The sequence below is a fragment of the Martinezella miluonensis genome, from assembly GCF_900094545.1.
Lineage (GTDB): Bacteria > Pseudomonadota > Alphaproteobacteria > Rhizobiales > Rhizobiaceae > Rhizobium > Rhizobium miluonense.
In genome coordinates this window covers 1-24,615 of record NZ_FMAH01000068.1, presented here as the reverse complement: position 1 = coordinate 24,615, position 24,615 = coordinate 1, and the positions used below count along the sequence as shown (strand labels likewise).

Below are 24,615 nucleotides of genomic sequence, written 5' to 3'. Positions count from 1 at the left end.
CCGACGATGACCGGGATGCCCGCCTTGACCAGCCGTTCCACGCCTTCCATGCGCTGGGCATCGCTCAGAAGCGGCCAATCGCCCATCGAGCCGCAATAGACCACCGCCGACATGCCCGCGGCGATCAGTTCCTTGCCCTTCTTGACCAGGGCATCGAAATCGGGGCTGCGATCGGCCTTGCACGGGGTCATCAGGGCCGGGATCACGCCGGAGAAAATGCTGGATGTCATCTGTCTATCCTCTTGGCTGCAAGTGCATCGGCAACGATGTCCAGCCGCATTCCCGGCCGCACGTCACCCTGTTCACCATCCATACATATTTGTATTCAATTTGTCGACAAGAAATATATAAGGATCGGAATTCATGAATCGGGCAGCCGGCTGCCGTCAGCGACAGTTTCACCCCCGAAACCTGTATCGGGAAAGCGCTCTGCAAGGCTCGGGTGATTTTCGACCGGCAAATTGAACGTCCCGCAGAAAGCCGGAGCGTGGACGCCCCGACCTCCCACGGGAGGAGCCTCAAGATCCGGACACAGTCTTCCTGTGCAACGGCTCCTTCCGGTGCCAGTTCTCAAGAATCCTGCCATCCGTATGCTTCTGTTGCGCCCAGCGGATTCCGTTGGAGATCACCCTCAGAACATGCTGGTTATGATATACAGGATAGGTTTCGTGGCCGGGACTGAAGAAGAAGATGCGGCCGCGACCGCGCTGGAAGGTACAGCCGCTGCGGAACACTTCGCCGCCGGAATACCAGGAGATGAAGATCAACTCGTCAGGCTGGGGAATATCGAAGGGCTCGCCATACATTTCCGAAGCTTCGACTTCAAAATACGGGGGGAGCCCCTCCGCGATCGGATGGGAGGGATTGATGACCCACACGCGTTCGAGATCGCCTTCGGGGAGCTCGCGCCAGGAAAGGTTGGCATTCGTTCCCATCAGGCGTCGGAAAAGCTTCGAATGATGGCCGGAGTGTAGGATCAGGAGGCCCATGCCCATCAGCACGCGCTGCTGGATGCGGTCGATAAGCCCGTCGCTGACCTCATCATGCGCCACATGCCCCCACCAGAGTAGGACGTCGGTATCGTCTAGTAGCGAATCCGGCAGCCCCTCCTCCGGATCGTCCAAAGTCGTCAGCCGGATATCGAAATCCGAGCTTTCAATTCCGCTGGCGATCGCCCCACCCATTCCATCGGGATAGAGCTTTTGCACGATCTCATCGGTTTGCTCGTGCCGGCCCTCGTTCCAGATGGTCACTTTTATCGTCATTTCATGCTCCCCAGGCGGGCTTCAGGAGATTTATGCTCGGCAAGCACCTGCAAAAGGTGACGGGTCCGCGGCACATTCGCCGGCAAGAAGAACGCTCTTCAACATCTCTCCCCTTAGCTCCTCCCGCGACCTCCAATCACCACAACAATGTACACACGTACAGCAATAATTTTCGACACCGCGGTCAATCTATCACCAGATACATAGTTATCAATATGTTTTTCATTGAATATTTTTCGTACAGAGGCTACCAATCCTTATGCAAACGTGTGCGCAAATGGAGAAGTTTATGTCAAAGCCCGTTCGTCTTGCGGTCATCGGAGCCGGGCTGAAGGCCGCAGAATATGCCCGCAGCTGGGTGCGCATGCCTGAAATCGAATTCGTAGCGGCAGCCGATGTCAGCGAGGCATCGCGTCGACGGTTGGCCGACATTTGCGGCGCTGCAGGCTGCAAAGCGCCGCGGGACTTCGACGATTTTCGGGTGATGCTTGCTGAATGCCGGAACGATCTTGACGCCGTCTATGTATCGACGCCCCATGCCTCCCATGCCGAACAGGCGCTGGCCGTCACTGAAGCCGGCCTCGATCTGTTCCTGGAAAAGCCGATGGTGACTTCGGTGATCGAGGCAAGGGCGCTGATCGAGGCCAGATCGAAGGCCAACAACGTCGCCGTCATCGCATTCAACGGCGCGCTGTCACCACTCGTGCAAGACACCTACAGGCGCGCATCCGCAGGCGAATTCGGCGAGCTGGTCAGCGTGTCGGCGACCATATGGGAGGGCTGGTCCTCACAGTATAACGGTCATTGGAAGCAGAAGCCCGAGCTTTCCGGCGGTGGCTTCATGTTCGATACCGGCGCGCACATGATGAATACCGTGTGCCTCCTCGTTTGCTCCGAATTCGAACGTGTATCCGCCTATATGAACAATTACGCCAAACCCATCGACATCACCTGCGCGGTCGCAGCGCGTCTCGAAAACGGCGCCCTGGTGACCTTCAACGCAGCAGGCGAAGGCCCTCCTGGATGTGCGTCGCACATGACATTGTTCTATTCGAAGGCGATCGTGCGAATAGACGCCTGGGGTGCCTGGCGCGAAATCGAGCTGAACGGGAAATCTAGCACCCGTGAGATTGCCGAGGCTGCCCATCTGGAGAATCCGTTGAAATCCTTCCTTCGCATTCGTCGCGGCGAGGAGGAAAACCTCTCCACCGTGGAGAATGGGCTTCGCTTTGCGCGCCTCTGGGATGCTATCAAGAGATCTGCGGCACACGACGGAGAATCGGTGAGGATCTCCGATATCGGCTAGCCGATAGGAAACGGGAATGAACAAACGCATCACCTCGAAGGAAATCGCAAAGCTTGCCGGGGTCTCTTCCTCGACAATCTCAAGGGCTTTTTCGGGGGATCCGCGGATCAGTGATCGGACGAGAAAGCAGATCATGTCCATCGCCGAGGAGCATGGCTATCGTCCGAACGCGATCGCCCGTTCATTGAACAGCCAGCGGTCGCGATTGGTCGCCCTCGTCGTGAACTCGATAGAAAACCCGTGCGAAGGCCAACAGCTGCAATATCTGGCCCAGCGGCTGCAGGAGCACGAGTTGCTGCCTATCCTGCTTTGCTGTGCGGGATACGACGATCGGGCGCACCTCATGCGGATGGCTTCCGCCTATCAGGTGGACCACGCTGTCATTTTCTCCGACATGGTTCCCATGGCGGACGCCGTTCAGATCTTCAGGACGGCGCGTCCGATCATGGTCTCCTTCGAGCCCATTTCCGATCCCAACATATCGCAGTTGCTCGTCGATGGCTCGAAGGCCGCAGTGGAGGTAGTCGAAAAGGCGTTGTCTGCGGGCCGCAGCCGCTTCGCATATTTGACCGGCCGCAACTCCAGCTGGATCGACAAGCAACGCAAGCGCTGGTTTGCCGATGCGCTTGCCAGACATGGTCTCGGCTTCATCGCCGAGAGCCACGGCGACTACTCCTACGACTCGGGCTTCAAGGAAGCCGTCATGCTTCTTCGCCGATCACCGGTCGACGCAGTGGTCTGCGGCAACGACGTGATGGCGATCGGCGTTCGCGATGCGGCGACGAAGGTTCTGGGGAGGAAGGTGCCCGAAGATCTGGCGATCATCGGACAGGATGGTGTCAACCTTGCAATGTGGGAGTGCAACGACCTAACCACGCTTGCGCTGGATTACGCCGCCTACATGGATACGATCATCGGCTTCATCGAGGATCAGGCCCTCGGCAGGGAAAGCGCCACCATCGTCACCCACGAATATTCCGTTCGCTGGGGCTCTACCTGCTAGGGGCTCTGGCGTGCGCCCGTGATCTCTCACCTCATCACGACGCCAGGCTCGTGGTCGCGAATGCCAGCACGGCGTAGCGACCAATCTTGGCAATCGCGACGAGCAAAAGAAACGTCGGCAATGGCTCGCGCAGCGCGCCAGCAGCGACAGTGATCGGATCACCAACAATCGGGAGCCAACTTGCCAGCAGCGACCAGCGGCCGTAGCGGCGATACCAGCCCTGCGCCCGCTCCATCGCACTTTCGCGGACGGGGAACCAACGTCGATGGCGAAAGCGCTCGATCCAGCGCCCCAGGCCCCAATTCACCAGCGAGCCAAGTACATTGCCGAAGCTCGCGACGGCAACAAGCATGAAGGTCGAATAGGACCCAGTCAGCAGCATGCCGACAAGCACGGCCTCGGACTGCATGGGCAGGATCGTTGCCGCGGCAAGCGCTGCCACGAACAGGCCGAAATAGGCTGCAAGATCGATCATGGCTCAACAAATCCCGTAGTCATCTTGCATCGCACAGGGAGCCAGCCCGTCTCCAGGAGCATGTCGTTGACGCTCTCTTTCATGATGCCTCTATCTTTCAGGAGAAGGTGCGTGTCAACGAGCCCCATCGCCTGGCGACCATAAGGTCCGAAAGAGATCTGCTTTCCGGTGAGGAACAGCCGTGATATTCGCTTGCCCGCAGCAACTCGCGCGAGTATCCCTCGGCAGACAACGTCATAATTCTCTATGTAAGCTGAGCAATCAATGAACCCGATCTCCGACGATGCCTGGTCCCCATGGCCGCCTTCCGAGCTTGCGGGCCGATTGAAGCATGCGTCCGGCGTTTGGTATGTGGTCGGCGGATGGGCGCTGGACCTTTGGCACGGCACTCGAACGCGCGAACACGAGGATCTGGAGTTTGCGATCCTGCCTGAGAGCATGCAGGAGTTTCGCGAAGTATTGGGAGAGCTGGATTTCTTCACCGTTCATTCGGGGGTCATCGAGCATCTCGCTCCGACTGAAGTGCCGCCACCGCATGTTTCGCAATTGTGGGGCCTGGATGCTCGCAACGCATGTTGGCGCGTCGACATGATGCTCGAAAGAGGAACGTCTTCGACCTGGATTTACAAGCGTGACCCGTCCATCCAGGCGCCTCGTTCCGAGATCATCCGGATCAGCGATACGGGAATACCCTATCTGGCACCCGCCGCCGTGTTGCTGTTCAAGGCCAAATATCTCCGGGACAAGGACGAGGCGGACTTCGCGCGTGCCCTGCCCCGGCTCGATTTTGCCGAAAGGGAAACGCTGCGGCGGTGGCTGGATTTAGCCCATCCGAACCATCAATGGCTGGCAGCACTTTGATCCAACGGCCGAGGCTACGGTGACCCGCAGCCTAGAAACGCAAAAGCCCGCGCCGGCAGGGCGCGAGCTTGCGAGGAGCTATCCCGCTTAAACCTGCTCTGCTTAGCGGCGTGAGCCGAAGGGGCGGAGCGTCATATGGCGATTGACGTCCTTGTAGAGCAGGTAGCGGAACGGCCCTGGGCCTCCGGCATAGCACGCCTGCGGGCAGAACGCGCGCAGCCACATGAAGTCGCCGGCTTCCACCTCGACCCAATCCTGGTTCAGGCGATAGACCGCCTTTCCCTGTAGCACGTAAAGGCCGTGCTCCATCACATGGGTCTCAGCAAAGGGAATGACGGCGCCCGGCTGCAAGGTGACGATCGTCACATGCATGTCGTGGCGCAGATCGGTCGGATCGACGAAACGCGTCGTCGCCCACCGCCCATCCGTGTCGGGCATCACTGAAGGTGCTATATCTTTTTCGTTGAGGATCAGCGGCTCGGGATGAGCCAATCCTTCAACGGACTCATAGGCCTTGCGGATCCAGTGGAACCGCGCATGGCCACCAGAGCGGTTGTGGAGCGACCACTTCAGGCCCGGCGGCAGGAAGGCATAGCCGCCCGGCTGGAGAACGTGCTTGCCGGTCGGCAGCGTCAGTTCGATCTCGCCATCGACGACGAAGAGCACGCCTTCGGCTTCCGGATCCTGTTCCGGCCGATCGCTGCCGCCGCCCGGCGCCACTTCCATGACATATTGCGAAAAGGTCTCGGCAAAGCCGGAGAGCGGGCGAGCGATCACCCAGCAGCGCGTATCGTTCCAGAACGGCAGGAAGCTGGTGACGATATCCTGCATGACTCCTTTGGGAATGACCGCATAGGCCTCGGTGAAGACGGCTCGTCCCGTCAGGAGATCGCTCTGCGGCGGGTGGCCGCCAAGGGAGGAATAATAGATTTTTTGCATCGTCTCGCCCTTCGTTCTCACAATTTTCCGGGAGGCTGCAGCCTTCGCCCCCATCTCTCTATTGGATGGCGGCAAAGCCTTAATACTGCGTCACTTCGCTCCCGCCTTTTCCAACAATGCCGCGATCTTGTCGTAACTGCGGCCACGAGCATGCTGCAACGGTGTCACACCTTCATGATCAGCGATATTGACATTCGCTCCAGCGTTGATCAGCAACTCGACGAGTCGCAGATGACGCGGACCACCGTCGCTGAGGATAATGGCCTCCAGTAGGGCCGTCCAGCCGAGCCGATTGACGTGGTCGACATTGACGCCAGCCTTAATCAGCGTATCGACCGTCTCGACATGGCCGCGCTCCGACGCCGGAATGAGCGCCGTGCCGCCATAACGGTTTACGCTCGCAAGGTCCGCCCCATGGGCAAGCGTGAGCTTGAGGATCTCCAGGTGGCCGCGGGCGCCCGAATAGAGATAGGGGCTGTCCTGAATATCGTCCTTGGCATTGACGTTGGCGCCGGCCTCGATCAGTGCTCGTGCGGCATTTACCTTGTTGCCGTGCGTGGCGACCAGCAAAGCGGTCGCGCCGCTCTCGTCCCGCGCATCGATATTCGCGCCGCCCGCAAGAAGCCGTCGGATAGCCGCAACATCGTCCAGAGCAGCCGCATTGTGCAATCGAAGATCCATGGAGTTACCGTTAGCAAGAAGAGGAAGGTAAAGAACCGTGAGGAGGAGCCATGCAGAGAGCAAGGCCAGCTTCCATAGGTGCCGCCACAATGGCCTGCCAGGAACAGAGGCGGCAAAAAGCGGCGGCAGCGCAAATCGAATATCCCAAACCCGGTTCATTCGGCATGAAAGCTCTCGGTTGACGATCGGTTAGGCGCAGTTGCGGCGCGGCATTTCCTTGACGCGAGGATAATCATAGGCATTGACCTTCGAGGTCGTGTAGCCAGCGCCGACAAGTGCTTCCGCAAGCTTGATGGCGGCCGTGACACCGTCGATGACTGGAACGCCGGTTGCCGCCTGCAGTCGATCGCAAAGGGAAGACATGCCCGCGCAGCCGAGAATGATGGCTTCGGCGCGGTCTTCTTTCTTGGCCCTCTCGATTTCGGCGACCAGCAGGCGCTCTGCCTGTACGGGATCCTCCTCCAGGCCAAGCACCGGCAGGTCGATGGCGCGAACATTGCGACAATGGCGTTCCGCACCGTAATCGCTCACCAGATCCTCGATAATGGGGATGGAGCGCGGCAGCGTCGTGATGATCGAGAACCGGCGGCTGATGGTCATGGCCACCTGTACGGCCGCCTGGCAAATGCCGATGACGGGTCCGCGGGCGACTTCGCGGGCGGCGTGAAGACCGGGATCGTCGAAGCAGGCGACGACATAGGCATCAACCCCGAGCATCTCGCCCTTGAGGATTTCGGCAAGCATTCCCGGCACGGCAGCGGCCTCATCTGCACCGCCTTCGATGCTGACTGGCGTGTCCAGCGGGTTCACCGCCGATACTTTCGTATCCTGCTGCTTGACCCGCAATGCGCTGTCCAGCGCCTGGGACGTCATGGAAGCCGTGGAGTTGGGATTGATGAGACGAATATGCATGAGAAGGACCTTTCATCCATCCTTAGTCGCGCTGCGGCTTTATGAAGTCGGTGATTGGGGGAGCCTTAAGGACGAACTGGCGATCCGAAACGATGTAGTTGTCGGCATGCAGGCGGGCAATCGGTTGATAATGTTCCGGGTCGACGTAGTGACCTTCGGCGTCGAGACAATTGCGCCGCACATGCATGTGGACGACTTCGCCCAGTACCAGCGTGCGCCGCGGATAATCGATGAGGCGCTCGACCCGGCATTCGAAGACGCAGGGAGCCTCCTGGACAAAGGACGCATCGATCTTGCGGCAGGCGCTCGGCGTGAGGCCGGCCATGGCGAGCTCATCGAATTCGCTGTCAAAACCCAGGCCGCAGACCAGCATCTGCTGCGAGATCCCCATGTCGACCATGTTGACCACGAATTCCTGGGTCCGCCTTATGTTGGCGAGCGTATCCTTTTCCTCGCCGCTCAGGCGCGGCTGTATGCCCAGCACCACGATCGGCGGATCGTGCGAGAACACGTTGAAGAAGCTCATCGGGGCCGCATTGTTGTGACCGGCGGGCGAACGCGTCGTGACCAAAGCGATCGGACGTGGCCCGATGAAGTTCGTCAGAAGCCGATATCGGCTTTGAGGCTCAAGCTCGGCAAAGTCGAATTCCATTGCGCCATCCTGCGGATTGATTTTGATTGACAATATTATTCCATATTGTAGACAATTTTGCAATCAAAAACCGATTGTTGTGATTGACTTTTCCCTTCGCTTCGCGCTTCTCTAGCCGCAACGAGGAGTGAGATTCATGAGCGACCAAACAGGGGTCTCTGTTCAGCAGATTGTCGAGAAAGTCTGGCTGTCTATCGCCGAGCGACGGCTGAGACCCGGTGTCCAGCTCAAGGAAGAGCAGATGGCCACCATCTTCAACGTCAGCCGCGCGCGCATTCGCCAGGCTCTGGCACTGCTGCAGCGCGACGGTCTCGTCGCCATCATCCCCAATCGCGGCGCCTTCGTGTGCAAACCTTCCGTCGAGGAGGCCCGCGACGTCTTCTTCGTTCGCCGCACGGTCGAGCGCTGCGTGGTCGAGCGGCTCTGCAAGGGAATCTCCAAGGCCGACATCAAGCGCCTGCGCGACCATGTCGCCAAGGAGCGGATCGCCAATACGCAGGACATCACCACCGATATCATCAAGCTTTCCGGCGGCTTCCATCTGCTGCTGGCGGAGACGGTCGGCTCGGATTTCCTCTTCGCTACCATGCGCGACCTGATCTCCCGCTCCTCGCTGATCACGGCCGTCTACCGCAACACCAACCGCTTCAATTGCGGTCCCGACGAACATGCCGAGATCGTCGAGGCCATCGTCGGCAACGATGCGGACAGAGCCACCCATCTGATGGCTCACCACCTCGAGCACGTCGAATCGGAACTCGACCTGACCGAGATCCGCGACCTCTCGCACGACCTGCGTGCCGCCCTGGCCTGAGGCGGCCGAGGCATCCGCATCGATCACGCGTCCGCCACGAGATGGCACGCCACCCTCGTTCCATTCGAGAGCCTGCGAACCTCAGGCACCTCCGCCGAACACCTTACGGTGGCCAGCGGGCACCTTGGATGGAAGGTGCAGCCCGATGGTGGCTTCAGGGGGCTAGGTACCTCGCCGCCCACCAGTTCCTGATCGCGTTTGGGGGCGTCGATGCTGGGGATGGTTTGCAGCAGAAGCTGGGTATAGGGGTGGCGCGGGCGGGCGAAGAGTTCTTCCGTATCCCCCTCCTCGACGATCCGGCCCAGATACATCACGGCGATGCGGTCGGACATGTGCCGGACGACGCTCATGTCGTGACTGATGAAGAGATAGGTCAGGCCCAATTCGTCCTGCAGCCGGCGCATGAGGTTCAGGACCTGTGCCTGCACCGAAACGTCGAGCGCGGATGTCGGCTCGTCGCAGACGAGGAATTCCGGCTCGCTGGCAAGCGCGCGAGCAATCGATATGCGCTGACGCTGCCCGCCGGAAAACTCATGCGGAAACTTCTCGCCGTCCGAAACGGAAAGACCGACGGTCACCAGCAATTCCTCGACCCGCTCGGTGATCTCGGCCGCGGTTTTGCGCAACTTCAGCTCGCGCAGCGGTTCGGCAATGATGTTCTTCACCCGCCAGCGCGGATTGAGCGAGGCGTAGGGATCCTGAAAGATCATTTGGGCAGAGAGCGGCGCGCCGCTGCGCCCCGGCGCAAAGCGGACTTCGCCGCCCGTCGGCGCGTAAAGCCCAGTCACAAGCCTTGCTACCGTCGACTTGCCACAGCCGCTTTCGCCAACGATGCTGAGGCAACCGCCCGCCGGCACGGTAAAGCTGATGTCGTTGACGGCCTGAAGAAACTGGCGCGGCTTGCGTTCCACAACCCGGTTGAGCCATGGAGCGGAAACGTCGAACGTCTTGACCAGCCCGTTGACGGTCAGCGCGGCCACATTTCGAGAGGAAGTCGTCATGCGGTGCCTCCCGCGTTAAGCCAGCAGGCGCTTAAGCCATTGCCGGCCGGCATCAGTTCGGGCCGCTCGCGCCGACAGCGCGGACCAGCGGATTTGCAGCGTGGATTGAAAGCGCATCCTTGCGGGATCGCATCCAGCCGCGGCATCGAGCCATCGATCTGGTTCAGCTTCTTTACCCGCGCTCCGAGCGAGGGAATGGAAGCCATCAGCCCCTGCGTATAGGGATGGCGCGGCGCATGAAGCACCTGCTCGACCTCGCCGATTTCAATGAGTCTGCCTGCGTAAAGCACAGCCACACGGTCCGCAGCCTCTGCGATCACGCCCATATCGTGGGTCACCAGCATCATCGCCGCCTGCTTTTCCTTGCACAGCCGACGGAGCAGCGAAATGATCTGCGCCTGGATCGACACATCGAGCGCCGTGGTCGGCTCGTCGGCGATGATCAATTTGGGCGAGGCCGCAAGCGCAAGGGCAATGACGACGCGCTGACGCATGCCGCCGGAAAACTGATGCGGATAGTGATTGACCCGCTCCTCCGGCGAGGGAATGCCGACATCCCGCAATAGCTGTACGGCGCGCGCCTTTGCCTCGGCCTTGCCGAGCGACAGATGCTGCCGGATCGTTTCCGAAAGCTGCGCGCCGACGGTGAACAGCGGATTGAGCGAGGTCAGCGGATCCTGAAAGATCGCGCCGATCTCGCGACCGCGAACGCGCTCCATCGCCCGATCGTCCAGCGCATCGATCCGTTGCTTGCCGAGCCAGATTTCGCCACCGGCGATGCGGCCGGGACGCTCGAGAAGCCCCTGGATGGCAAGGCCGGTCATGGATTTTCCCGCACCGGACTCCCCAACGACGCCGAGGATTTCGCCGGCCCGAATGGACAGGCTGATATCCGATAGCGCCGTGACGGTGCCCCGGCGGCTCGGGAACTCCACCTTGAGGTTCCGGACGTCGATGACCGGCTGTTGCGCCTCAACCATGGCTCTCCACCTCGATCGGATAGCTCGGCGGGAAGATTTCCGAAACAGGCGGATGGTTCCAGCTGCGCTCCGGATACTTCGCAATCAGGCCGTCATACTGGGCCTGCGCCTGGATGCGCGCCTTTTCCATATCGAAACCGGCCAATTGCCGATCCAGCATGGATACCCGGCCGTCAACGAAGACAGCGCGCGTCACCTTGCCCGAACCGCCGACGACCAGCGTCGTAATCGGATCGACCGATGGCGCCATGATCGCGTCATCCAGGCTGAAAACGGCGATGTCCGCACGGGCTCCGGCCGACAGATGGCCGAGATCCGAGCGACCGAGTGCCTTGGCGCCGCCGAGCGTTGCCGCGTCGAACAGATCGGCAGAGCGCACCCGGTCCGGCGCATGATCGCTGATGCGGCAGGTGATGAGGCCTGTAAGCAGGTTCATCAGCATGTCCGGCGGCGTCGTATCGGTGCCCATGGCGATGTTGATGCCGCGCTTGCGGCAGCTCGAGAAGGAATTGAGGATCGAACCGCTGCGGGCGGAAACCAGCGGGCAATGCACGATGGAAACGCCATTTTCGGCATAAAGCCCGAGATCTTCTTCCGTGGCATTCGTCGCATGAGGCGCAATCATCCGGTCGCTCAGCAGCTTATGCTTGGCGAGCCAGACGGGAGCGGTCGAGCCATGCAACATGCGCACCGTGTCGACTTCCATCGTGCCCTGCGCCATATGCAGGCGGAACTTGCAGCCGAGATCGCGCGCGGCAGCATCGGTGCGCTGCAGAAGGGCAAGCGTCGACGTCTCCACCCGATCCGGCGCCAGAAGGCCGCGCACGAGATCGCCATGCCGACCATTCTGCCGCTCGATATAGGCGACGGCGTCCTTCAGGCCCTGAAAGCCGCGCTCTTCGTCGAAGACCGGAACCATCTTGCCCGGCGCTTCCAGCACCATGCCGCCCGAGCGATAGGCGGGGCTGAGATAGACGCGCAAGCCAAGATCGCCGGCAGCCTCAGCCGCCGCGTCGAACTCGGCGACGGTCTCGCCCCATTCGCGATAGAACAGCGAGGCGATCGGAGCGGCGGTGGTGATGCCATTCAGCAGCAGCTGTCCGAAGGCAAAACGCTTCTGGAATGCCAGCTCTTCCTGCGAATACATCTCGTAGGGGCCAGCTTCCACATAGCTGCGCGGCCAGACGCGTCCCTTGGCCCAGCCGGGATGGCAGTCGATGCCGAGGATGGTGGTATCGAGATCGGACAGGGCATCGAGGTCGATCAAGCCGGGGCTGATAACAGCATTGCCGAAATCGATGCGGCGCGCCACTTCGCCTTGGAAATTGTGGCCAACGAAGAGAATGGCGCCGTTTTCGAACACGACCTGGCCGTTGCGGAGCAGCCTATGGCTGCCTTCCTTGTGGCCGACGACCCAGCTCGCGGTGATCAGCGTGCGCCCTTCCGGGCGATGGCCAAGCGAGAGACTTTCCATTGCATGTGCCATCAGGGCATCTCCACCACGGCTTGTCCGCCGCGCGCAGTCACACGGCCACCCTTGACCACGAGCGGGCGCGGCGCGATATCGACGACGGCGTGAGCGAGCGTTTCGCCAGCCAGCAGGGTGAAATCGGCGTCACAGCCAACCTTCAGACCGTAATTCTCGATCTGCATGACATCGGCGCCGCCCTGCGACACGACATGGAGGACGTGTTCCAGATCACGGTCGGAGCGCAGTCCGTTCTTCATGCCGATGACCTGGGCGCGATCGAGCATGTCCGGGTGGCCCCAAGGACCCCAGGTATCACGGATGCCGTCACAGCCGCCGCCGACGCGCACGCCTGCTTCCTTAAGGCGTATGATCGAAGGCACGGCTGCCGAAGGCGCGCCAGTGGTAAGAATTGCAATATCAAGCTTTGCAATCTCGTCGATCAGCTTGCCGACGCGCAGATAGTCGTTCATGCCGAGCGCAAAGGCATGGCTGATCGCCACCTTGCCCTGCATGCCGTTGGCGCGAATGCGCTCGAACATCATCTCCATCGTGAAGGCGCCGAGCTCGCCCGCTTCGTGCAGGTGAATGTCGATCGGAACGCCATGTTTGGTGGCAAGGGCAAACAGGATATCCAGCTGGCCCTTGGGATCGCGGTCGATGCCGCAAGGATCGATGCCGCCCAGGACTTCGCAGCCCTGACGCAGGGCCTCATCAAGCAGTTCAACAGTGCCGGGCATGACCATCACGCCCGACTGCGGGAAAGCGACGATTTCGATGTCGATGATGCCCTTGAGCTTCTCGCGGGTTTCCCACACGCCTTCGACGAGCCGCAAACCATGAACCGGATCGATATCGACATGGCTCCGGATATGCGTACCACCATGCGCCGCCAGACCGATGGCATGGCGCATGGACTGGCGATGCGGATCGATACCGATCTCCAGACGGTACTCGCGCTCGAAATCGATGCGTTCGCGCAGGACAGCGGCACGATTATTGACATGCCACGGCATGCCCCAGGTGGTCTTGTCGAGATGGGTATGGGCGTCGATCAGGCCGGGTGCGGCGATTGCATTGCCACCATCCTCGACCGGCATGCCTGGCTCGGCTTCAAACGTTCCGAAACCAGCAATCTTTCCGTCGCGGATCAGGATGTCGCAGGTCTCTCCAGCCATGGGCCTGATATTGCGGAGCAGAAGATCGTTCATGAACTTACCTCAGTTTGGGATTAAGGGCGTCGCGCAGCCAGTCGCCAAGCAGGTTGACGGCCACGACCAGCAGGCAAAGCTGGATGACGGGAAACAGCACGATCCACCAGGAGCCGGAAAACAGGAACTGGTTACCGATGCGGATGAGCGTGCCGAGTGACGGCTGGCTCGGCGGCATGCCGATGCCAAGGAAGGACAGCGTGGCTTCAGTAAGGATCGCCATGCCGAAATTGAGCGTCGCCGCCACCATGATCGGCGTCAGCGTATTGGGCAGAATGTGCTTGGCCATGATGCGGCGCGCAGGCACGCCGATCAGCCTTGCTGCCTGCACATAATCCTTGCCGGTTTCGACGATCGCCTGCGCGCGCACCGTGCGGGCATATTGCACCCAGCTCGACAGCGCGATGGCAAAGACAAGCACGGCAGAAGCACCGATCTCCCGCAGGCTTTCCGGCAGCATCTGCCGCACGACCGTGGACACCAGGATCGCCACGAGGATGGTTGGGATGGACAGCATGATGTCGCCGATGCGCATCAGCAGATTGTCGATGAAACCGCCGAAGAAGCCGGCGACCAGACCGGCGACCAGACCGATCAGCAGCGAAAGCACGACCGAGGCAATGCCAATGACGATGGAAATGCGCGTGCCGTAGAGAACGGCAGACAGCATGTCGCGCCCTTGGGTATCCGTGCCGAGAAGATAGGGCATTTCGCCGCCCTCGTGCCAGATCGGCGGCAATTCCGCCTTCCACATATCGAGCTGCGCGCCGTCATAGGGATTCTGCGGTGCAATCAGCGGCGCTAGCAGCGCCGTAAGGATCAGTACGGCAAGGATCGTCGCGCCGATGATCGCCGCCTTGCTGTGGGTGAAGGACCACCAGAGGTCGCTGCTGCGAAGGCGCTTGAAAAGCGACGGACGCAGGGGCTTTTCCGGCTTCGACGTTTCGGACAGTTCCATGGTCATCGAACAGGCTCCTGGTTTCGATCAGCGTGCGGTGCGCAGGCGGGGATCGATCACTGCGTAGGCGATGTCCACCAACGTGTTGAGAACGACAAAGATGAAGGAGATGATGCAGAGATAGGCCGCCATGACAGGAATATCGAGGAAGGTAACCGCCTGGACGAAGAGCATGCCCATGCCCGGCCACTGAAACACCGTCTCAGTGATGAGCGCGAAGGCGATCAGCGATCCGACATTCATCGCCGTCATGGTGACGACAGGCATAAGACAGTTGCGCAGGGCATGGCGGAAATAGATGCGCCAGCGCGGAATGCCGCGAGCGCGGGCAAACTTGATGTAGTCGGAGCGCAGTACTTCGAGCATCTCGGCGCGCACCAGACGCATGACGAGCGTGATCTGGTAGAGCGAAAGCGCAATCGACGGCAAAATGAGCGCGGCACGGCCGGAGGAGGTCAAGAATCCAGTCGACCACCAGCCAAGCTGCACCACGTCGCCGCGACCGAAAGCGGGCAGCAATCCCAAAGTGACCGAAAAGCCGAGAATAAGCAGAATGCCAACGACGAAGCTCGGCAGGGACACGCCGACGATGGAGAGGAACTGCAGCCCCTCCGTATACCACTTGCCGCGCTTGATCGCCGTCAGCACGCCCAAAGGAATGCCGAACACCAGCGAAATCAGCGTTGCAACGAAAACGAGCTCCAGCGTGGCGGGGAAGCGCTCGCCTATCAGCGGCAGCACTTTCTGGCCATTGCGGTAGGAGACGCCAAAATTGCCCTCCGCCGCGTTGACGACGAACCGCACATATTGCGTCGGCAGGCTGTCATTGAGGCCAAGTCGTTCGCGCAGCGCCGCACGATCCGCTTGAGACGTTTGTTCGCCGACCATCAATTCCACCGGATCGCCCGCAAGCCGGAAGATCAGGAATGCCAGCAAGGCAACGGCAAGCATGACCAGGATTGCATTCCCGAGACGCTTGATGATGAAAACCAGCATGGGGACCTCTAAGCTTCGCTTCGGTCTCCGACAGACTTATCTGGGTGGCCTGACGGAATTCACGTTCAGCAATGGGGTGGGGAAAATCGGCGGCAGCGAGCTACCAAATGCATGCGACATATTGCTTGAAGCCATCATCGCTGACGGCCATGGCAATGCGAGCATCGCTTGCTGCGGACCTCCTCCCTCACTCTCTTGGTGAACCATTAACGCAGATATTTCGACGTTGTCAACGCGATTGTCGACAATATTGTACGCTAATGTTGGACAGAGAGACCCTGACTGGCCGGAGCCCTGCGAGGGAGGGCTATCTGCGGGATAACGCGATTGCGACAATTCCTGTCGACGGGAGAAATCGGCAAAAAGGAAGAGAGCGCCCTGCGGGATCGCAAGGCGCTCTCCTTTATTTCGATGCTTGGACGTGCCGGCCGTTATTGGGCCATTTGCGTCAGCCAGAGGCGCGGCTTGTTGTCGGCACGGAAGTCGATGCTCTTGACCTTGCCCAGAACTGCCCAGGCGATCGGCTGTTGATGGAGCGGTACGAGCATGACCTGATCCTTGGCGACCTTCAGCGCCTGCCCTTCCAGGGCGAGCCGCTTTTCATTGTCCGGCTCCTGCGCTGCCTGCGCCACCAGCTTATCGAGATCCGGATTGGACCAGCCACCGTAGTTCGATACGCCCATGGCGCCCTTGCGGGTGGACAGAACCTGCGACAGCAGCGAGTAGGCATCGAGCGTCGGCTCGTTGGCCCAGCTCAGGTTGAAAACATCGGCTTTGCCATTGCTGCGCTTGGGCGTCTGCACTGCACGCGGGCCGATATCGATGTTAGGCTGAAAGCCGCTGCGTTTCAGCATGTTGGCGAGGCCGGAGCAGATATCTTCTTCGTTGATGCTCTCGTCGTTCATGCAGGTGTAGGTGAAGGCGAGATTCTTCTGGCCGGCGTCGTCCAGCAGCTTTTGCGCGAGCTTGGGATCAGCAGGCTTGAAGGTATCGAGATCCTTCGCATAGCCGGAGATTTCCGGGGCGATCAGCGAGCCGGACGGACGGGCCAGGCCACGCATCACCTTCTTGTTGATCAGATCACGATCGACCGAGGCTTCGAAAGCCTGGCGCACGCGGATATCGCTGAACGGATTCGGCCGACCGTCTTCCAGCTTTTCCTTGCGATTGAAGGCGACAAAGACGGTGCGCAGTTCCGTGCGCTTCTTCACCGTGATGTTCGGCGTGGACTCCAGACGAGGCAAATCCTGGATCGGTGCGGAATCGATGAAGTCGATCTCGCCCGAAAGCAGAGCGGCGACGCGTGTGGCGGCCGAGGCGATCGGCACGAACTCGATGCGATCGAGATTATGCTTCTTCTGATCCCACCAGCTGGTATTGGCAACCAGCACCGTCTTGGCGTCAGGAACACGGCTGTCGAGCTTGAACGGCCCGGTGCCGTTGGTATGCATCGTGGTATAGCCTTCGACCTTTGATGCAAAATCCGTCGGCTTTTCGCTGTTATTGTCCTTCAGCCACTTGGCATTGAAGACGAAGATATTGGTGATGTCGTTCAGGAACAGCGAGGTGGGTGCGGAAACCTCAATGTCGACAGTGTAGTCATCGACCTTCTGAATGCCGGCATAGAGCGGAATATTGCCGCGCAGCGGCGAAGCAGGATCCGAAGCGCGCTTGAACGATGCGACGACGTCATCGGCGGTGAAATCGGCGCCGTCGTGGAATTTCACGCCCTTGCGCAGGCTAAAGCGCCAATGCTTGTTGTCGATCAGCTTCCACTCGGTGGCAAGCGCCGGCTCGATCTTGAAATTCGCATCATAGCGAACCAGCCCCTCATAGATGTGATTGAGGAAGGCGAGGTTCGACGTGGACGGAACCGAATCCGGATCCAGCGAGTAGATGTCCGCCCTGCTACCCCAGCGCAATGTCGCAGCATCGACGGGCGCGGCCAGCGCAGCTGTGGCCAGTGCGGCGATGATGATCTTCTTCAAGCCAATCAATGTTTCCTCCCTCAGTTATTTGCTGGGTCCCGATCTGACGAGCCTGCCCAGTTTGACCGGAGTATCAATGCGGCACCCGCTATTGTCAATTAAATTGTTGACAATTATCGTACCCAAAACTCGGCCAGATCGGCGCCAAATCGGACAACTGAAATACCGGAGGAAAATATGGAAGACCTGCTTCTGCTGCATGGAACGATCGTTACCGTCGACAAGGAGCGGCGGATCATAGAAGATGGCGCGCTCGCGATTTCCGGCGATCGGATTGTCGACATTGGCACCGCAGAGGAACTGGCACCCTGTCATGCCGGGAAAAAGGTGATCGACTGTCGCGGCAAGATGATCATCCCGGGCCTCATCGACGCGCACGGCCATGCGGGCCATGCGCTGATCCGCAGCATCGCCGCCGATACCAACTCCCTATGGATGCGGGTAGTGACGCCGACCTACTATCACTATGTTACCCGCGACTTCTGGTATGCGGACGGACTTGTGTCGGGCCTGGAGCGGCTTCGCGCCGGGGTGACGACAGGAGCGAGCGTCATCACCTCGATGCCGCGCGCCGACGACCCTGTTTTCGCCATCAACCACGCACGCGCCTACACCGAACTCGGCTTGCGCGAGATCGTCTGTGTCGGACCCTCAGGCCTTCCCTGGCCGCATCCCGTCACCCGCTGGGAAAGCGGCAAGCCCGAGCGGCGCAACATCGCCTTCGAAGAGATGATCGAGGGCTCGGAAGCGGTGATCGAGGCGGTGAACGGCAGCGCAGACGGACGCATCAGCGTCTTCCTGACGCCGTTCACCATCGTACCGTCGGTGGAACCTTCCAACGCATCGACGCCGGACCAGGCAATCAATCTGACGGATGGCGACCGCATGCAGGTGCGCCGGGTTCGCGAAACTGCCCGCAAATGGGGCGTGCGCATCCATTCCGACGCCTTCGCCGGCCAGATCCGCATGGCGTTTCAGGACAAGGAGAACGCGCTTCTCGGACCCGACATCCATCTGCAGCATTGCTGGGGTATCTCGCATGAGGAGATGGACATCCTGGCCGAGACGGGCACCCACGTTACCCACGCTCCACCCGGTCGATCTACGCCCGTCCTGGAAATGATGGCAAGAGGCATCTCCTTGGCCATCACCTCGGACGGCGCTTCTCCCAGCCGGCACTTCGACATGCTCCAGACCGCCAGACTGTTCCAATCGACGCAACATATCCTGCATAACCACGACCGGTACCTGCTGCCGCCGGGCAAGGTCTTCGAGATGATCACCATCGATGCCGCCAGGGTTCTCGGCATGGAGCGCGAGATCGGGTCGCTCGAAGTTGGCAAGAAAGCCGATATTGCCATCATCGACATGCGCAAGCCGCATCTGATGCCGAACTGGATGCCGGTTCACCGCCTCATTCATCAGGTTCTGGGAAGCGATGTCGACACGGTGATCGTCGACGGCAAGGTGCTGATGGAAGCCGGCAAGGTGCTCACGACGGATGTCGATGCCGCACTTGATTTCGGCCAACAGGAGGCCCTTGCCCTTGCCGATCGGGCCGGCCTGCATGCTCATATGCACGATCCAGGCTGGGGCAAGCTGCAGCGTACTTTCGCCGAACCGGTAAAGCCGCCGCAGGCTCCGGACTGTTAAGGCCAAAGCCGTCGCCGCAGATTCGCTGGCGGATCGATGCTGGCCCTCGGGGCTTCAGCGGTCGTCGGCTACCTTCGGAGAAGCGGCAGCCGGCGAAGAAAGCCAGCTTTCAATCACCTCCACCAGCAATTCCGGGCACTCCTTATGCGGAGTGTGCCCGACGCCTTGCAAGATACGGCATTCTCCATGCGTCCCCGCGATCCGGCGGGGATGCGCAACGGAGCCGAATTCATCGTATTCGCCATGGATCGTCAGTTGCGGGCAACGAAGTGCCTGAAGCGCTGCGTCCAGGTTCCAATCGCCAAATTCCGGGGCCAGCCATGTATCGATCCAGGCATGCAGAACCCATTTTGCTTTGTCGCCATGGTACTTGGCCAAACGGTTCATGTTCTCTGGCAATTCGAATTCTTTTTCGGCGACCCTTATCCCCGTCAAGGTTCGGTCCTCTACAAAGGCCTGGGCGGCGATGCTGATTACCGCCTTGCACTGTACTGGAAATCTCGCTCCCGCCCATATCGCCATGCCACCGCCGACGCTGTGCCCGCAGGCGATGAATTCCTGGAGCGATAAGTTCTCGCAAAGAAGAGGCAGATATTGCTCTGCCTCCACAGCGATGAAATCCCGGCTCAGAATATCCGTGCGGCGGTCCGAGCGCCCGAAGCCCAGGCGGTCATAAGCGATGACCTGCCGATTGAGAGCCGCGGCGAGCAATTGCGGAAACTGCCTCCAAAGCGCGACGCATCCGAGGGAGTCGTGAAACAGGATCAGCGGCGGGTTCGACACCGGATCGCGCGGCGTCCAGGACTTGGCAAAAAGCCGTCCGCCCGGGCTCTCGATCCAATATTCCTTCTCGCTGATCTCAGTCACGTCAACTCTCCGAACCGTTGTGTCGCCCCCATATATCCAGCAGGAGTGTCATGTCTGGATGGCGCCCGCTTGGCAATATGATTTTAGTACCGTTTCTCATTGGCTCACGCTGCGGCCGGCTCGGCAAGGATCAGATCTTCCGGGCCTTGCGACGGCCGGCCTTGGTTCCGGCCGGAGCCGCAACGGATGCCCGCTTGACGAGCGAACATTCGAGCTTGGTGATCTGATAGCGGCGCTCCCGCGGCAGGACCGCGGTTTCCAGATGTTCGATCGCCCATTGCCCCATGGCCATGTGCGGAAGAACCGAGGTGGTCAATGGCGGTACGAGGTGACGGCAGATGTCTTCATCGTCATACCCCATGACCGACATGTCCTCCGGAATGCGAAGCCCCGCCTCCTTGAGAGCCTCATAGCAACCGATGGCGGTGCGGTCGTTCTGGCAGAAGATCGCCGTCGGGCGTTCGGTAAGGGAAAGCAGCTTCATCGTCGCGGAGTAGCCGGCGCTGGCCGACCAGTCGCCTTCTATGACCAGCTCCGGATCGAAGGGAATGTCGGCGGTCGCCAGCGCCCGGCGGTAGCCCGTCAACCGATCCTGGGCCGCCTGCATCCATGGTTCGCCGGTGATCGTCGCAATCCGATGGTGGCCATGCGAGATCAAATGTCGGGTCGCCGTCTGGCCGCCCGCAATCTCGCTTGGAACGACTGCCGGAAATGCATAATCCGAGGTGTAGCAATTGAGGAGCACGATCGGGATATTGAGATCGTAGAGATAATCCGGAATCTCCACCTCGCGGGTGAATATGGTCATATAGATCAGAGCCGAAATGCCGCTGCTGCTGAGCGCCTTAATCGCCCTCGGCTCCATGGTCGGATCGCTCATGGTCTGGGCGACGAGCAAAACGTTGCCGGCGTTCCAGGACGCCTGCCGCGCGCCTTCGATGGCAACGACCGCTTCCGGGCTGGTGGCGAGCTGGTCGACGGCAAAGCCGATAATGCCATCCAGTTTCGATGGCGACAGCAGCGCCGGCGGCGTGGAAAATACCGGAGCGACATAGCCGAGCTGACGCGCCGCCTCGATAACCCTTTCGCGGGTTTGCTGCGATAGGCGCATGCCGGGCGTGTTGTTCAGAACGAAGGACACCGCACTTTGCGAACACCCCGCGGCCTTGGCGATGTCGGTCATCGTGACCCTGTTGCCGGGACGGCGGGCATTTCGTTTCGGCGCCTTGTCGTCGTCGACCATCTGATCGCCGTTTGCGGCCGGCATTTTCTTCATGATGACGTTTCATCTCCCATCAAGCGAAACCGACCAATTGCCCCACCGCCTGCCTCGCGCGCTAATATCTATTATCACCGATGGATCAATCTCGGCAACCGGCGCAGACGCGAATGCGGATACCATCCACAGTCCGAGCCGAAGATCGCTTGAAATTGAAGCAAGTTGCGAGAATGCCGGCGGTTTGACGTCTCGTACCCGCGATATTGTAGTACTAATTCTATTTACTAATCGAAATTAGTCGTATACCGTCGCGCCGTGGCTGGACGTGCCGTGTCTCGCTTGGCGAGAGACCCTAGGAGGGGGTGCAGGACCGATCTGCCGCGAGTTGCAACTAGATCCCGCCAGCGAATCTATGGGAGGATGATCATGACGTACCTAACACGGGGCGCTGCCGCCTTTGCGGCAGGGCTGATGTTAAGCTATGCAACGGTGACTTACGCAGCCGACAAGCCGACGCTCGCATTTGTCGTCAACGGCGCATCCGATTTCTGGAAGGCAGCCGAGGCCGGCGTCAAAAAAGCCCAGGCCGAGCTGCCGGACTTCAACATGGAATTGAAATATCCCGAGCAGTCTTCGGTCGCGATCCAGCAACGACTGATGGACGATCTTGTTTCCGCCGGCGTCAAAGGCATCATGGTTTCCGCCGTCGATCCCAAGACCTCGACCGACGGTCTGAATAAGATCGGTTCCGAAACCGCCCTGTTTACGACCGACAGCGATGCGCCGGATACCAACCGCGTCGCCTATATCGGCTCCTCCAACGTCGATGCCGGCAAGCAGGCCGCCGAAATCGCCAAGAAAGCCATGCCGAACGGGGGCAAATGCATCGGCTTCGTGGGTCTGCTCGGCGCAGACAATGCAAAGGAGCGCATCCAGGGCATGAAGGACGGCCTGGCGGGCACGAAGATCGTGCTGACCAACGTGCGTGGCGACGATATCGACCAGACCAGAGCCAAGAAAAACGTCGAAGATGCACTTGTTGCAAGCCCCGATGTGACCTGCATGGTCGGCTTCTACTCCTACAACACGCCACGCATCTACGAGGCGCTGCGTGAAGCAGGCAAGCTCGGTCAGATCACCGTCGTCGGCTTCGATGACGATCCGATCACGCTTGGCGGCGTCAAGGAAGGAACGATTGCTGCCACGGTCGTGCAACAGCCCTATCTCTGGGCCTATCAGGGCATGAAGCTGATGGCCGCCTATCTGAAGGGCGACAAGTCGGGAGTTCCTGCCAACAAGCTGATCATCATCCCGACGAAGATCATCGGCAAGGATGATGTGGACACCTATGCTGCCAATCTGAAAGCGATGGCTGGCAAGTAAGGCCATCCTGCAGCGGCGCCGGTTGCGAGGACCGGCGCTGCTCGAATGCGATTGCACACGACGCAGCGGCTTTTGAAGTCACATCGTACAGGCGCAATATTCGTATGAATCAAAGATCTGACACATTGGCATCAACGGAAGCCACGCTGCCATTTCTCAGCCTTTCGGGAATTGGCAAGACCTACCCTGGCGTCATCGCACTCGACAATTTCTCGATAGATGTCAGCCCCGGCGAGGTCATCGGCCTCGTCGGAGAAAACGGCGCCGGCAAATCGACGCTCATGAAAATCCTGGGCGGCGTGGTCAAGCCGGATCGCGGCGCCATTCGGCTTGATGGGGCCGAACACGGCGCCTTTACCGTGGAGAGCAGCATTGCCTCCGGGATCGCCTTCGTCCATCAAGAGCTCAACCTGTTCGAAAATCTCGATGTCGCTGCCAATATCTTCCTCGGTCGCGAACCCTTGCGCGGCGGCGTTCTCAAGCTGGTCGACCGAGATCGCCTTCGAACGATGGTCGCTCCTCTGCTGAAACGCGTCGGCGCAAATTTTTCCCCGGATACGCCGGTGGCTTCGTTGTCGCTCGCGCAGCAGCAGATGGTCGAGATCGCCAAGGCGCTCTCCATCAATGCGCGCCTCGTCATTCTCGATGAGCCGACGTCCAGCCTGCCGCTTGCCGAGACCGAAAAGCTGCTCACCGTCATATCGTCGCTCAAGGCGGAAGGCATCAGCGTCATCTTCATCTCGCACCGCCTGCATGAGGTAGAGCGCGTCGCCGATCGCGTCATCGTGCTGCGCGACGGAACACTTGCCGGGACATTGCCCAAAGACTCGATCGACCATGATCGCATGGTCAAGCTGATGATCGGCCGCGCATTGAGCGCTCGCGATGAGGAACCTGCCCGCCCACCGGGTGATGTCGCGCTGAAAGTTTCGGCCATCCGCACAGCGGCCTATCCGACCCGGCCGGTCGACCTCGACATCAGATATGGCGAGATCCTTGGGCTCGCCGGCCTTGTCGGATCAGGCCGGACGGAGCTTGCACGCGTCCTCTTCGGGATCGACAGAAGCTATGGCGACGGCGCTACTATCCTTAATGGGCGAAAGGTAAAACTTACCTCTGCCCGGGAAGCGGTCGCCAACGGCATCTTCCTTATCCCCGAGGATCGCAAGCTCGCCGGCATACTGCTGGACATGCCGATCTCGCAGAACATATCCCTTCCCAACCTTCCGACCTATGCACCCCATTTCATGGTGTCGTCGGAGCTGGAAAACGCAGCAGCCGAAACGCAGCGCCGGCAGCTCGGCATCAAGGCGCCCTCGATTTCGACCCGGACGGGTACGCTTTCGGGCGGAAACCAGCAGAAGGTCGTCCTTGCCAAATGGCTGTCGATGCGCCCGAAGGTTCTGATCTTCGATGAGCCGACGCGCGGCATCGATATCGGTGCGAAGAATGAAATCTATAGCTTGATGCGCAAGCTCGCCGATGCCGGCGTCGCGATCCTGATGATTTCCAGCGACATGGAAGAGGTCATCGGCGTTTCCGACCGCATCGCGGTCATGCACGAAGGCCAGATCGCCGGCATTCTCGACAAGGACCAGTTCAGTCAGGAAAACGTGCTTTTGCTGGCCGTCGGCAAGACGCTACACTAGATGGTGTAACGGGCGGAGCCCGGCCAGCCAGGTTTGAATGGCTGGTGGTCGTCCCTCACAATGATGGTGTCGCGGAGTCAGGAGAGACCTGCTCCATAGCATCACGGAGAGACGACCATGAAGCAGTATGCCGGCATCGACGTATCATTGGAATACTCAAGTGTGTGCGTGGTGGATGCGGATGGCCGCATTGTGCGTGAAGCAAAGGTCCACAGTGAACCCGATGCGCTGATCGCCTGGTTTGGCGAGCACGGCGTGGCGATGGAACGGATTGGTCTGGAGGCCGGACCCTTGTCGCAGTGGCTCCATGCCGGAATGACAGAGGCGGGTCTGG

At 60.1% G+C, this 24,615-nt stretch carries 23 protein-coding genes and 1 pseudogene; 8 read left to right on the top strand and 16 right to left on the bottom strand.

Annotated features, from left to right (window positions below; all coding sequences use genetic code 11):
• Both GA0061102_RS30875 and GA0061102_RS30870 read right to left on the bottom strand, forming a co-directional pair.
• A partial coding sequence (locus GA0061102_RS30875; protein WP_208858727.1) for a dihydrodipicolinate synthase family protein occupies positions 1 to 230 on the bottom strand: 230 nt, incomplete at its 3' end.
• Positions 231 to 518: 288 nt separating this feature from the next.
• Positions 519 to 1,265, bottom strand: a complete 747-nt coding sequence (locus tag GA0061102_RS30870; RefSeq protein WP_092856243.1) for a ThuA domain-containing protein — start codon at positions 1,263 to 1,265, stop codon at positions 519 to 521.
• A 289-nt stretch (positions 1,266 to 1,554) separates the two neighbouring features.
• On the opposite strand from GA0061102_RS30870, the gene GA0061102_RS30865 reads away from it, so the two are divergent.
• Entirely contained in the window at positions 1,555 to 2,571 is a 1,017-nt protein-coding gene (locus GA0061102_RS30865) for a Gfo/Idh/MocA family protein (protein WP_092856241.1), read from the top strand.
• A gap of 16 nt (positions 2,572 to 2,587) precedes the next feature.
• Positions 2,588 to 3,574, top strand: a complete 987-nt coding sequence (locus GA0061102_RS30860) for a LacI family DNA-binding transcriptional regulator (protein WP_092856239.1) — start codon at positions 2,588 to 2,590, stop codon at positions 3,572 to 3,574.
• A 34-nt stretch (positions 3,575 to 3,608) separates the two neighbouring features.
• Here the strand turns inward: GA0061102_RS30860 and GA0061102_RS30855 are convergent, their stop codons facing one another.
• On the bottom strand, positions 3,609 to 4,049 hold the full coding sequence (locus tag GA0061102_RS30855) for a YqaA family protein (protein WP_092856237.1): 441 nt from the start codon (positions 4,047 to 4,049) through the stop codon (positions 3,609 to 3,611).
• Between the two features lie 264 nt (positions 4,050 to 4,313).
• Here GA0061102_RS30855 and GA0061102_RS30850 point away from each other — a divergent pair, with 264 nt between their 5' ends.
• Positions 4,314 to 4,910, top strand: coding sequence for a nucleotidyltransferase domain-containing protein (locus GA0061102_RS30850; protein ID WP_092856235.1), 597 nt, complete (start codon positions 4,314 to 4,316; stop codon positions 4,908 to 4,910).
• A gap of 102 nt (positions 4,911 to 5,012) precedes the next feature.
• On the opposite strand, the gene GA0061102_RS30845 is transcribed toward GA0061102_RS30850, so the two are convergent.
• From GA0061102_RS30845 to GA0061102_RS30830, 4 genes are all read right to left on the bottom strand, one after another.
• A complete protein-coding gene (locus tag GA0061102_RS30845) occupies positions 5,013 to 5,849 on the bottom strand; it encodes a bifunctional allantoicase/(S)-ureidoglycine aminohydrolase (protein WP_092856233.1) in 837 nt (278 codons plus the stop codon).
• 90 nt (positions 5,850 to 5,939) lie between these two features.
• Positions 5,940 to 6,530: an ankyrin repeat domain-containing protein gene (locus tag GA0061102_RS30840; protein ID WP_092856251.1), complete on the bottom strand. Its 591-nt coding sequence runs from the start codon at positions 6,528 to 6,530 to the stop codon at positions 5,940 to 5,942.
• 189 nt (positions 6,531 to 6,719) lie between these two features.
• A complete protein-coding gene (locus GA0061102_RS30835) occupies positions 6,720 to 7,442 on the bottom strand; it encodes an aspartate/glutamate racemase family protein (RefSeq protein WP_092856231.1) in 723 nt (240 codons plus the stop codon).
• A gap of 22 nt (positions 7,443 to 7,464) precedes the next feature.
• Entirely contained in the window at positions 7,465 to 8,094 is a 630-nt protein-coding gene (locus GA0061102_RS30830) for a flavin reductase family protein (RefSeq protein ID WP_092856249.1), read from the bottom strand.
• A gap of 136 nt (positions 8,095 to 8,230) precedes the next feature.
• Here GA0061102_RS30830 and GA0061102_RS30825 point away from each other — a divergent pair, with 136 nt between their 5' ends.
• Positions 8,231 to 8,908 (top strand): GntR family transcriptional regulator, encoded by a 678-nt coding sequence (locus GA0061102_RS30825; RefSeq protein ID WP_092856229.1) that lies wholly within the window; start codon positions 8,231 to 8,233, stop codon positions 8,906 to 8,908.
• 23 nt (positions 8,909 to 8,931) lie between these two features.
• Here GA0061102_RS30825 and GA0061102_RS30820 read toward each other — a convergent pair whose 3' ends face one another.
• The 7 genes from GA0061102_RS30820 to GA0061102_RS30785 all read right to left on the bottom strand — a co-directional run bounded on the left by GA0061102_RS30820 (position 8,932) and on the right by GA0061102_RS30785 (position 17,519).
• Positions 8,932 to 9,909, bottom strand: coding sequence for an ABC transporter ATP-binding protein (locus GA0061102_RS30820; protein WP_092856227.1), 978 nt, complete (start codon positions 9,907 to 9,909; stop codon positions 8,932 to 8,934).
• Positions 9,906 to 10,889: an ABC transporter ATP-binding protein gene (locus GA0061102_RS30815; RefSeq protein WP_092856225.1), complete on the bottom strand. Its 984-nt coding sequence runs from the start codon at positions 10,887 to 10,889 to the stop codon at positions 9,906 to 9,908. Before GA0061102_RS30815 ends, GA0061102_RS30820 begins: the two co-directional genes overlap by 4 nt.
• Positions 10,882 to 12,375: an amidohydrolase family protein gene (locus tag GA0061102_RS30810; RefSeq protein WP_092856223.1), complete on the bottom strand. Its 1,494-nt coding sequence runs from the start codon at positions 12,373 to 12,375 to the stop codon at positions 10,882 to 10,884. Before GA0061102_RS30810 ends, GA0061102_RS30815 begins: the two co-directional genes overlap by 8 nt.
• Positions 12,375 to 13,568: an amidohydrolase family protein gene (locus tag GA0061102_RS30805; protein ID WP_092856221.1), complete on the bottom strand. Its 1,194-nt coding sequence runs from the start codon at positions 13,566 to 13,568 to the stop codon at positions 12,375 to 12,377. The genes GA0061102_RS30810 and GA0061102_RS30805 overlap by 1 nt, the downstream gene beginning before the upstream one ends.
• Positions 13,569 to 13,572: 4 nt before the next feature.
• Positions 13,573 to 14,526: an ABC transporter permease gene (locus tag GA0061102_RS30800; protein WP_425348582.1), complete on the bottom strand. Its 954-nt coding sequence runs from the start codon at positions 14,524 to 14,526 to the stop codon at positions 13,573 to 13,575.
• 27 nt (positions 14,527 to 14,553) lie between these two features.
• Positions 14,554 to 15,522, bottom strand: coding sequence for an ABC transporter permease (locus GA0061102_RS30795; protein WP_092856217.1), 969 nt, complete (start codon positions 15,520 to 15,522; stop codon positions 14,554 to 14,556).
• A gap of 431 nt (positions 15,523 to 15,953) precedes the next feature.
• Positions 15,954 to 17,519: an ABC transporter substrate-binding protein gene (locus GA0061102_RS30785; protein WP_092856213.1), complete on the bottom strand. Its 1,566-nt coding sequence runs from the start codon at positions 17,517 to 17,519 to the stop codon at positions 15,954 to 15,956.
• A gap of 168 nt (positions 17,520 to 17,687) precedes the next feature.
• Here GA0061102_RS30785 and GA0061102_RS30780 point away from each other — a divergent pair, with 168 nt between their 5' ends.
• The gene (locus tag GA0061102_RS30780) at positions 17,688 to 19,163 is read left to right on the top strand and encodes an amidohydrolase family protein (RefSeq protein WP_092856211.1); all 1,476 of its coding nucleotides are present in this window, start codon (positions 17,688 to 17,690) and stop codon (positions 19,161 to 19,163) included.
• 54 nt (positions 19,164 to 19,217) lie between these two features.
• On the opposite strand, the gene GA0061102_RS30775 is transcribed toward GA0061102_RS30780, so the two are convergent.
• Both GA0061102_RS30775 and GA0061102_RS30770 read right to left on the bottom strand, forming a co-directional pair.
• Complete coding sequence (locus GA0061102_RS30775) at positions 19,218 to 20,030, bottom strand: alpha/beta fold hydrolase (RefSeq protein ID WP_092856209.1); 813 nt, start codon at positions 20,028 to 20,030, stop codon at positions 19,218 to 19,220.
• A gap of 130 nt (positions 20,031 to 20,160) precedes the next feature.
• Positions 20,161 to 21,273 carry a LacI family DNA-binding transcriptional regulator gene (locus tag GA0061102_RS30770; protein ID WP_092856247.1) on the bottom strand — a complete coding sequence of 371 codons (1,113 nt, stop codon included), beginning with the start codon at positions 21,271 to 21,273 and terminating at the stop codon, positions 20,161 to 20,163.
• 402 nt (positions 21,274 to 21,675) lie between these two features.
• Between GA0061102_RS30770 and GA0061102_RS30765 the strand changes: the two genes are divergently transcribed.
• The 3 genes and pseudogenes from GA0061102_RS30765 to GA0061102_RS30755 form a co-directional block, all read left to right on the top strand.
• Positions 21,676 to 22,632 carry a sugar-binding protein gene (locus tag GA0061102_RS30765; protein ID WP_092856245.1) on the top strand — a complete coding sequence of 319 codons (957 nt, stop codon included), beginning with the start codon at positions 21,676 to 21,678 and terminating at the stop codon, positions 22,630 to 22,632.
• A 104-nt stretch (positions 22,633 to 22,736) separates the two neighbouring features.
• Positions 22,737 to 24,281: a sugar ABC transporter ATP-binding protein gene (locus GA0061102_RS30760; protein ID WP_092856207.1), complete on the top strand. Its 1,545-nt coding sequence runs from the start codon at positions 22,737 to 22,739 to the stop codon at positions 24,279 to 24,281.
• Positions 24,282 to 24,398: 117 nt separating this feature from the next.
• Positions 24,399 to 24,615 (top strand): annotated as a pseudogene (locus GA0061102_RS30755) (IS110 family transposase); the annotation flags it as partial.